This is a genomic window from Longimicrobium sp., from assembly GCA_036389795.1.
In the GTDB taxonomy this organism is placed as follows: domain Bacteria; phylum Gemmatimonadota; class Gemmatimonadetes; order Longimicrobiales; family Longimicrobiaceae; genus Longimicrobium.
This window is the reverse complement of sequence record DASVWD010000148.1, coordinates 1-9,242: the sequence shown is the minus strand read 5'-3', so window position 1 is coordinate 9,242 and position 9,242 is coordinate 1. Positions and strand designations below refer to the sequence as shown.

Genomic DNA, 9,242 nt, shown 5'->3' with positions numbered 1-9,242 from the left:
GAACGTACAGAAAACCGGCCGGAGGAACCATGGCGAACGGAGAGCGGCAGGGCGGGCACGAGCACACGCACGACGAGGACGAGATCCTCGGGATGGCGATCGGCTTCCGGATCTTCGAGGACGGAGGCGAGCTGTACTTGGCCGAGGCCGAGATCAGCCCCTACGAGGACGAGCCCACCGCGCTGGGCGTGACGCTCGTCTTCCACCCGCTGACCGGGCTCGACCCCACCCAGGCCGAGGACGAGGAAGCCGAGCCGTGGGCCTTCGACTTCGACGACGAGCTGACGCGCGACTCGAAGTCCTCCATCGTCGACCAGACGCAGAACATCTTCCGGCAGCTCGCCCAGCTCTCCGAGGCCTCCCTGCGCGAGTACCTCCGCGCCGCCCGGGGGGACGACGAGGGCGGCAACTCGTAGACGAGCCGGCGGGCCCGAACGAGCGACGGCCGCGCACGGTGCGCGGCCGTCGCCGTTTCATCACTTCTTACCGTACAGAATCCGCCGGCGCCGCGCCGCGGGCGGCCCGCGGGCAGGGGACGACGCGGACGAGCGCGGTGTCGACGCGGACGGTGGCGCGCACGTCCAGGCGCCGGACCGTGTAGGTGGGGGCGCCCGCGGGCGACGGCTCGACGCGGCCCAGGAGGACGCGCTCGCGGCGGAGGACGACGCAGTCTCCGTCCGCCAGCATCAGCGCGCGCTCGGACGGCGTCCGCGCGCCGCTCCCCGTGCCGCGCGCGGCGGAGAGCACGGCGGAGTGGGCGCGCAGCAGGACGACGACGGCCAGGACGGCGGCGGCGAGGGGGAGGAGCAGGAGGAGCGCCAGGCGGGCCCCGGGCGAGCGGCGGCGCACGGCGGGTCAGCCGCGGAAGAAGACCTTGTGCACCCGGGCGTACGTCGAGGCGAGCGCCACGGAGCGCGGCGAGGTGCCCCGCGCCGCCACGCGGCCCGCGCCGAGCGCCGCCAGGAAGCTCTCGCGCGTGGGCTCGAAGGGCGGCACCTCCACGTACGCCGCGCCGATCTCGGCCAGCGTGTGCGCGTCGCTCCCGGCACCCAGCGGAACGCCGTGCTCGCGCGCCCAGCGCTCGCCCAGCTCGTTCAGCTCGGGGCGGAAGGTGCGCGCGTTGTGGGCCTCCACCACGTCCACCAGGCCGGCGATCTCGTCCAGCAGCGGCCCCGCCCCGCTGCGGCGCGTGTCGTACGGGTGGGGGACGTAGACCACGCCGCCCTGCGCGCGGATGCGCTCGCACGTCTCGCGGATCGGCGTGCGCGCGGGGATCAGCTCGGTGAGGAAGATGCCGATGACGTCGGGGCCCTCGCGCGTCTTCACCTCCTCGCCCACCAGGATGCGCTCCGGGGCCCGCTCGCGCATCCGCAGCGCCCCCTCGACGCGGTCGTGGTCGCAGATGACGGCGCGGTCGATCCCGGCCGCATCCATGGCGGGGAGGATCCCTTCGTAGGGGTTCAGCGAGTCCTTCGAGGCGCGGGTGTGGACGTGCATGTCCACCCGCAGCAGGCAGGGGCCCTCCTCAGCCACGGCCTTCGTCGGCGCGGCGGAGCAGCTCCTCCCACACCTCGCGGGCGCGGCGCTCCAGGTCGCCCAGCGAGCCGGTGTTCTCGACGATCACGTCGGCGCGAGCGCGCTTGAGCTCCGAGGGCATCTGCGCGGCGATCATCCGCCGGGCCTCGTCGGCGTCCAGCCCGCGGTCGCCCACCAGGCGCATCAGGCGCGTGGCCACGGGCGCGTCCACCAGCACGATCAGGTCGAACTCGTCGGCCATCCCCACCTCGAAGAGGAGCGGGATGTCGGCCACGATCACCTTCTCGCCGCGCTCCTCGGCCTCGCGGTACTCGTCGGCGCGCAGGTCGCGCACGGCGGGGTGCACGATGGACTCCAGCCGCTCGCGCGCCGCCGGGTCGGCGAAGACGATGTGGCGCAGCGCCGCGCGGTCCAGCTCGCCGCCGGGCTCCATCACCCACTCGCCCCACTGCTCGGCGATGGCCGCGTGGGCGCGCGTGCCGGGCTCCACGGCGCGCCGGGCCAGCTCGTCGGCGTCGATCACCGTGGCGCCCAGCGAGCGCCAGACGTCGGCCACGCTCGACTTCCCCGCCGCGATATTTCCCGTCAGCCCCACCTTCAGCATGTAAACCTCAAGTGCGAAGTGCGAAGTGCGAGGTGCGAAGTGCGTTGGTTTTTTAGTGCTTTAGTCCTTGTGCTGAGTGCTGAGTGCCGACCTTGCCCGTTCTGAGGACTAAGGACTAACACACCAAGGACTTAGCACTTCGCACTCAGGACTTCGCACTTCGCACTTGCCGTTCACCGCCGCCGCGTCGGGGGCCGGGCGTACGGCTCGGGGTCGGCCAGGATGTCGTCGGCGGTGCCCTGCCGGCGGTCGCGGCCCGCCGAGCCCACGCGGTAGTCGCGCCGGGTGGCCACCAGGTAGTACGGCGTCCCCCAGGGGTCGAGCGAGGCGTGCTGCCGCATGTCCTCGCTCTCCACGAAGCGGGCGAAGTCGCGCGGCGGCGGCACCTGGCGGCCCGCCGCCTCGGCGCGCTTGACCAGCCGGGTGATCTCCCTCACCCGCGTCTTCGCGGTCGACTCGTACACCGGATCGATCGCCGGCTGCAGGTACGGCTTCAGCCGCTCGCGCACGGGGCGCACCAGCACCACCACCGCGATCACCAGCACGACGAACCAGAAGATCCTGGACATTTCGTGTAGCTCCGTTTCGGGGCCCGCCTAGGCGCGCCGGAAGCGCTCCGCGCCGCCGGCGGCCTCGCGGACGAGGCGCCCCGCGGCGGCCAGCCGCTCCAGGTGCGCCAGCGTCTCGCGCAGCGCCAGCATCCGCGTGGCCACGGGCATCTCGCGCCCCGGGTAGCGCCGCTCCACCACCTCCCACGTGGTCGCCGGCCCGGCGTCGACGAGGGCCGCGATCGCGGCCGTCTCGCCCTCCGCGGCGGCGCGCAGCTCGCGGATGCGGCCCAGCGGGTCGGCCGGGGGCTCGCCGTGGCCGGGGAGGACCATCGCGGGGCCGAGCGCCTCCAGCCGCTCCAGCGCCGCCAGGTAGTCGCCCACCGGGTCCGCCCGCTGGCGGTTCACCCCCAGCGTGGGCGTGATCCCCGGCAGCACCGCGTCGCCCGCCACCAGCACCGCGCCGTCCGGGCGGAAGAGCGAGACGTGCCCCGCCGTGTGCCCCGGCGTCCACGCCCAGCGCCACCCCGGCGCGCCCGGCACCGCGCCCTCCTCGCCGTCCAGCACGCCGTCGACCGCGACGGGAGGGGCCATCGCCTGCGCCTGCGTCCGCCCGCCCTCGGCCGCCTGGACGAACTCCTCCGGCGCGCCGCAGCGGCGCAGCAGGCCTGCGCGGTAGTCCGCCTCCTCGTCCGGGTGCGCGGCCGCGTGGGCCATGCGCTCGGCGTCCAGGCGCCCCATCAGCACCCGCGCGCCCGAGGCCGCCTTCGCCCGCGCGGCCAGGCCCACGTGGTCCATGTGCATGTGGGTGACCACGTGCACCGCCACCGCGGTCCACTCCCCCGCCGCCGCGCGGACGCCCGCGTCGAGCGCGGCCCACGCCGCTTCCGTCCCCAGCCCGCCGTCGGCCAGCAGCCAGCCGTCCGGCCCCAGGTCGGCCAGGTAGGCGTGCACCTCGCGCGGGCGGAACGGCATGGGGGTGGTGATGCGCCACACCCCGCGCGCCACGGGCACCGCGGCCCGCCCGGCTCCGCCCTCCCCTTCCGCTGTGTTCGTGGTCAAGGAAATATGGACCCCGCCGATGGATAGGCAAGAAAAAACTGCCGGAGGACCGGTCATCTCCGGCCGGCGCGGCCGTCCCGCGCGCGGAGGAAGTTGCGCCGGAGCGCGGCGAAAGTGAAGATGAACGTCACCTGCAGACGCGCATCGCTCCAACCACCGGACCGGGAGGGAAGACCGTGGACGCCGCATCGCTCGCCTTTCTCGTGGGCTTCAGCAACCGGGCGCTGAGCCTGAACCTGGAGGGCCTCACGCACGACGACGCGCTGGTGCAGCCGGCGGGCGGGGGCAACTGCGTCAACTGGCTCCTGGGGCACCTGCTGGTGCACCGCAACCGCATGCTGGAGGCGCTCGGCGAGCCGCCGTCGTGGACGTCGCCGCGCCAGGGCCGCTACGACCGCGGCTCGGAGCCGATCACCGGCGAGGGCGAGGAGGTGGAGCGGCTGGAGACGCTGCGCGAGGAGCTGGACCGCGCCCACCAGCGGGTGATGGAGGCGATCCAGCGCGCGGGCGACGGGAAGCTGGCCGAGCCCCGGCCCGGCAGCCAGGGGACCGTCGGCCAGTTCATCGGCTTCCTGGCCGTCCACGAGGGGTACCACGCCGGCCAGGTGGCGCTCATGCGGCGCGCCGCGGGGAAGGAGCCGGCGATCCGGTAGGCCGCTCGTCCAGGCGAGGTCGCCGCGAGGCAGGGTTCGCCTGGACTTCCAGGTTCGGGCATGTCCCTCCGCTGCGCTCCGGGCCGGGCTGCGCGCGCGGTAGGGCACGATACCACTGTGCCCAACCGCGCCGGGCCGCCGCCGCCACGATACCCTGTGGCGGCGCCGTCCCGGCCCTCCGGGCGCGCATCCCTCATGCACCCTCGCCTCCACGTCGGAGCGAGCCCGATTCGCGCGGTTTGCCCGCCGCCCCGGTCCCGGGTAGATTCGCGCCTCCCTCACGCGCGATTCTCGAATCCCACCTGATGCCCGACGTCTCCACGACCGAACCCGGCCGGCGCGGCCGGCCGCTGCTCGCGCTGGTCGTCTACCTGCTCGCCGTGTTCCTGGGCGGGGCGCTGCTGGCGCCGTGGCTGTACCGCGCCGTCCACGCGCTCGCGCCGTCGGCTCCCGCGCTCGCGGAGCTGGCGGAGATGCCGTTCGGGCGGTACGTGAACCGCGCGCTCCTGCTCACGGCCCTGGTCGGCCTGCCGCTGTTCGTGCGCGGCGCGGGGGTGCGGCGCTGGTCGGACGTGGGAGTGCGGCGGCCGGTGGGGTGGCGGCGCTTCGGGGTGGGGTTCGCGCTGGGGTTCTTCTCGCTGGCCGCCGTGTGCTCCATCGCGCTGGCGGCGGGGGGGCGGCGGCTCCGGCTGGACCGCACGCCCGCCGAGTTGGCCGCCGAGTTCCTGGGCGCGCTGCTCACCGCGCTGGTGGTGAGCGTGATCGAGGAGCTGCTCTTCCGCGGCGCCATCTTCGGCGGGCTGCGGCGCGCGATGCCGTGGGGGGCCGCGCTCCTGGCCAGCGGCGCGCTCTACGGCATCGTCCACTTCCTCACCCGCCCCGTGTCTCCGGAGGCGGTGGACTGGGCCTCGGGGCTCCGCGCCCTGCCGACGATGCTGGCCGGGGCGGCGGAGCCGAAGACGCTCGTCCCCGCCTTCCTGAGCCTCACCCTGGCCGGCGTCGTCCTCGGCCTGGCCTACCAGAAGACGGGCGACCTGTGGGCCTCCATCGGCATCCACGCCGGGTGGATCTTCTGGCTCAAGTTCTACGGCCTGCTCACCCGGTCCGCCCCCGGCGCCGACGAGTGGCTCTGGGGCACCCGCAGGCTGATCGACGGGTGGCTGGCGTTCGCGGCGCTCGTGGTGGTGCTGGGGATCGTCCTCGCGCGCGTCCGCCTGCAGCCGCACGGCATCTCCACCTCCTGAAGATGGTCCCACCAGGCTCCGCTGATCTTCTGATCGCGGGGCTTCACGACGAATCCCGCGAATCCCGCCATTCAATGGATTCGGGAGCGACGGGGCACAATCCTGCCGTTTCCCCCCTCGCGAGAGCGGGACACGCGCGCCGCACCTCCCGGCCTACGCGCGCCCCCACGAGCGAATCGGCTACATCGTAAAGCGATATCCCACAACCACCTGCGCGCTGTATCGGGCGTCTGCTCCATGCGGCATGACCGTTGCGCCCAGGCGCTGCGCCCGCCCGGAATTGTTCCTCGCGTGTCCCGCATTCTTCATGTGCGTCTTTCCCCCGGAGGCATCATGTCCGACCGACACGTCCCCTGGCCCGTCTGGGCGATCGTCACGCTGGGCGTCGCGTACATCGGGGCAATGGGCGTAGCAAGGAAGGACGCCCAGGGCGGAGAGGCCCCGGCTGCCCCGGCCCGGACGGAACAGCCGCCGAGCCCGCAGCCCGTCGCGGCGGCCTCGCTGCCCTCCGGTGAGGTTCACGTCTTCGCGCGGCTGGACGCCCCCGGCCTCGTGGCGCAGGAAGTCGTCGTCACGCACGAGGGGACCGTCCGGCGCATCCGGGTGGATGAGGGCCAGCCGTGCGCGGACGTCGCGCTGCAGACCACGGGCGGCACGCACGTGGTCGAACTCCAGGTGACGAACACCTTCCTGGACAGCTACGGCTACCAGCAACAGCATGCCGGCGCCGCCAGCCAGAACGTCTCGGTGTCGGGACACACCGACGTGCTGGTGCGGTTCGATCCGCGGACCTTCCCCAACCCGATGCCGGTATGGCTCGTGGGCACCGGCTCCAGGCCGTGCTGACGGTACGGCCCGGGAGCAATACAGGGGGCGCCTCCGGTTCCCACGACCGGAGGCGCCCCTGACTTTTGTCCCCCTCACTCTCGCGCTCCCGCACTTCCCCGTTCCACCATCGAGATCGAATCGCCGGGCGAGACCGGCCGCCACGCCGCCCGCCGGACGACCTTCCTGGCACTCCCCGGTCTGGCCCGAGGCGTGCACGTGGGGTATAATATCGGCGTTTATCCACCGAACTCGTGAATCGGGCCGTGCTTGCGGCCGGCCCGTGGCAATCTTCCGGCAGAGCGACCACTCATGGCGACCACGACCCGCAGGAAGCCGAAGACGGAGGCCGCGGCGCAGCTCGACCGCAGCGCGCTGCTCGGCTTCTACCGCACCATGCTCACCGCGCGGCGGCTGGACGACAAGGAGATCCAGCTCAAGCAGCAGAACAAGATCTTCTTCCAGATCTCGGGCGCCGGGCACGAGGGCGTGCAGGTGGCCGCGGCCGCGCACGCCCGCTCCGGCTACGACTGGTTCTACTTCTACTACCGCGACCGCGCCTTCGCCCTGGCGCTGGGGATGACGCCGCTGGAGCACATGCTCCAGGCCGTGGGCGCCGAGGCCGACCCGTCGTCGGGCGGGCGGCAGATGCCCGCGCACTGGGGGCACAGGGACCACAACATCGTCTCCACCTCGTCCCCCACCGGCACGCAGTTCCTGCAGGCCGTCGGCACCGCCGAGGCCGCCTGGCGCGCGCGGCGGCAGAACGACGAGACGCTGCTGGAGACCACGCAGGCCAAGGGCGACGACATCGTCTGGGTGACCACCGGCGACGGGACCACCTCGGAGGGCGAGTTCTGGGAGAGCCTGAACACGGCGTGCAACCTGAAGCTCCCCGTGCTCTACCTGGTGGAGGACAACGAGTACGCCATCTCCGTCCCCGTGGAGGTGAACACCGCCGGCGGCAGCATCAGCAAGCTGGTCGCCGGCTTCCCCGGGCTCTTCATCGAGACCTGCGACGGCACCGACGTCTTCGACAGCTACGAGACCTTCGCCCGCGCGGTCGACTACGTGCGCGCCGGCAAGGGCCCGGCGCTGGTGCACGCCAAGGTGATCCGCCCGTACAGCCACTCGCTCTCCGACGACGAGAAGTTCTACAAGACCGAGGCGATGCGCGCCGAGGAGGCCAGGCGCGACCCGATCACCCGCCTGGCCGCCCAGCTGGTCGAGCGCGGCCTGGCCACGCAGGAAGAGCTGGAGCAGGTCGAGCGCGAGGTGACCGACGTGGTGCAGCGCGCCACCGACGAGGCGCTGGCCTCGCCGCAGCCGGCGCCCGAGACGGCCATGCGCTACCTCTTCTCGCCCGACGTCGACCCCACCGCGGAGCAGTTCGACACCGAGGACGACCCGCGCTTCTCGGGGGGCGAGACCACCATGGTCGACCTCATCAACGCCACGCTCAAGGACGAGATGCGGCGCGACCCGCGCATCGTGGTCTTCGGCGAGGACGTGGCCGACTGCTCGCGCGAGGAGATCCTGGAGGAGGTGAAGGGGAAGGGCGGCGTCTTCAAGGTGACGGCCGGCCTGCAGCGCGAGTTCGGCGGGACGCGCGTGTTCAACTCGCCGCTGGCCGAGGCCAACATCGTGGGGCGCGCGGTGGGGATGGCGGTGCGAGGGCTGAAGCCCGTGGTCGAGATCCAGTTCTTCGACTACATCTGGCCGGCGATGATGCAGATCCGCGACGAGCTGGCCACCATGCGCTACCGCTCGAACAACGCGTTCAGCTCGCCGGTGGTGATCCGCACCACCTACGGCGGCTACCTGAAGGGCGGCTCCATCTACCACTCGCAGACGGGCGAGTCGATCTTCGCGCACTGCCCGGGGCTGCGCGTGGTGCTCCCCGCGACGGCGGTGGACGCGGCGGGGCTGCTGCGCACGGCGATCCGCTGCGAGGACCCGGTGCTCTTCCTGGAGCACAAGCACCTGTACCGCCAGGTCTACAACAAGGGGAAGTATCCGGGCCCCAACTTCATGATCCCCTTCGGCAAGGCGAAGACGGTGCGCGAGGGGACGGATCTCACCGTGATCGCCTGGGGGGCGCTGGTGCAGCGCTCGCTGGTGGCCGCCAAGCAGGCCGAGGAGCAGCACGGCATCCGCGCCGAGGTGATCGACATGCGCACGGTGAGCCCGCTGGACATGGAGGCCGTGGCGCAGTCGGTGAAGAAGACCAGCCGCCTGGTGATCGCCCACGAGGACTCGCTCAGCTGGGGGATCGGCGCCGAGGTGGCCGCGCGCGTGGCCGACGAGCTTTTCCCCTGGCTCGACGCGCCGGTCAAGCGCGTGGCCTCGCTGGACACCTGGGTGGCCTACGCCCCGCAGGTGGAGCGCGCCATCCTCCCCGAGCCCGAGGACGTGCTGAAGGCCATCGTCGACGTCAAGGCGTTCTGACCGCGCGTCCCCGGCGACGCGACCAGCCCCCGCTCCGAGCACCGGGCGGGGGCTGGTCTTTTGTGTTCTACCACCAGGCCTCTCGATGTCATTCTGAGGGCGCCCGCACCGCACTCACGTCCGCGCGCATGGTCGGCGCCCGAAGAATCTACTCATACCATTTCGCAGGGAATCGTTCGGATATCAGCCCTGAAAAGGTCTCACACAGAGGGCACAGAGAACACAGAGGAACAGCGGAGAGATTGAAGTTCTCTCCGTGTCCTCCGTGTCCTCTGTGTGATTCCAATCTGTTTCTCGCGAACCAGAACAATGCTCGGAAACG

Annotated in this window: 10 protein-coding genes; 5 read left to right on the top strand and 5 right to left on the bottom strand. The window is 72.3% G+C overall.

Features of this window, described 5'->3' with window-relative positions; translation table 11 throughout:
- Window positions 1-416, top strand: a 416-nt coding sequence (locus tag VF746_20315; protein ID HEX8694782.1) for a hypothetical protein, incomplete at its 5' end; no start/stop codon positions are given.
- Between the two features lie 67 nt (window positions 417-483).
- On the opposite strand, the gene VF746_20310 is transcribed toward VF746_20315, so the two are convergent.
- From VF746_20310 to VF746_20290, 5 genes are all read right to left on the bottom strand, one after another.
- Window positions 484-849, bottom strand: a complete 366-nt coding sequence (locus VF746_20310) for a hypothetical protein (protein HEX8694781.1) — start codon at window positions 847-849, stop codon at window positions 484-486.
- A 6-nt stretch (window positions 850-855) separates the two neighbouring features.
- A complete protein-coding gene (locus VF746_20305; protein HEX8694780.1) occupies window positions 856-1,533 on the bottom strand; it encodes a PHP-associated domain-containing protein in 678 nt (225 codons plus the stop codon).
- Window positions 1,526-2,140, bottom strand: coding sequence for a dephospho-CoA kinase (coaE, locus tag VF746_20300; protein HEX8694779.1), 615 nt, complete (start codon window positions 2,138-2,140; stop codon window positions 1,526-1,528). Before coaE ends, VF746_20305 begins: the two co-directional genes overlap by 8 nt.
- Before the next feature lie 173 nt (window positions 2,141-2,313).
- Window positions 2,314-2,709 (bottom strand): hypothetical protein, encoded by a 396-nt coding sequence (locus VF746_20295; protein ID HEX8694778.1) that lies wholly within the window; start codon window positions 2,707-2,709, stop codon window positions 2,314-2,316.
- Window positions 2,710-2,736: 27 nt separating this feature from the next.
- Entirely contained in the window at window positions 2,737-3,750 is a 1,014-nt protein-coding gene (locus VF746_20290; GenBank protein ID HEX8694777.1) for an MBL fold metallo-hydrolase, read from the bottom strand.
- Window positions 3,751-3,926: 176 nt separating this feature from the next.
- On the opposite strand from VF746_20290, the gene VF746_20285 reads away from it, so the two are divergent.
- From VF746_20285 to VF746_20270, 4 genes are all read left to right on the top strand, one after another.
- The gene (locus VF746_20285; protein ID HEX8694776.1) at window positions 3,927-4,403 is read left to right on the top strand and encodes a DinB family protein; all 477 of its coding nucleotides are present in this window, start codon (window positions 3,927-3,929) and stop codon (window positions 4,401-4,403) included.
- Between the two features lie 305 nt (window positions 4,404-4,708).
- Window positions 4,709-5,647, top strand: a complete 939-nt coding sequence (locus VF746_20280; GenBank protein HEX8694775.1) for a CPBP family intramembrane glutamic endopeptidase — start codon at window positions 4,709-4,711, stop codon at window positions 5,645-5,647.
- A 333-nt stretch (window positions 5,648-5,980) separates the two neighbouring features.
- Window positions 5,981-6,493, top strand: coding sequence for a hypothetical protein (locus VF746_20275; GenBank protein HEX8694774.1), 513 nt, complete (start codon window positions 5,981-5,983; stop codon window positions 6,491-6,493).
- Between the two features lie 291 nt (window positions 6,494-6,784).
- A complete protein-coding gene (locus VF746_20270) occupies window positions 6,785-8,920 on the top strand; it encodes a dehydrogenase E1 component subunit alpha/beta (protein ID HEX8694773.1) in 2,136 nt (711 codons plus the stop codon).
- Window positions 8,921-9,242 lie beyond the last annotated feature (322 nt).